A 342-nucleotide genomic window follows, 5' to 3' on the forward strand; every position below is an offset into this window, starting at 1 on the left:
CTCGCGCCATTTTCAGCTTCTTGTGCCAACGCACCTGCAGCTTCTTGTCCGGCTTTTGCCTGCTCTAACTTAGCCTCAATTTCAGGGCTATAGATTGTAAAGATAAGGTCGCCTTTCTTGATGTTATCGCCACTTTTCACGTTGATGGTGTCGATGCGCCCAGGCACTTTGGAAGAGATACTGTATTGCTGTGCGGTCATTTGACCCTGAATGCGTATTGGCTCAGGTTTGTAGGCCTCATAAAAGCCATAACCGACAAGACCTGCAAGGGCAATCGCGACCACTGCGATTGGTTTCTTAGTTGACATTGTTTTCTCCTTGATTGCCCGCTGTGCTTGAGGA

Annotated in this window: 1 protein-coding gene; it reads right to left on the reverse strand. The window is 48.5% G+C overall.

Going from position 1 to position 342, the window contains the following annotated elements:
• A partial coding sequence (locus tag AB4585_RS29730; RefSeq protein WP_372172439.1) for a biotin/lipoyl-binding protein occupies nucleotides 1–308 on the reverse strand: 308 nt, incomplete at its 3' end.
• Nucleotides 309–342: the final 34 nt, after the last annotated feature.

This window comes from Vibrio sp. 10N.222.49.C9 (genome assembly GCF_041474985.1).
GTDB lineage: Bacteria > Pseudomonadota > Gammaproteobacteria > Enterobacterales > Vibrionaceae > Vibrio > Vibrio crassostreae_C.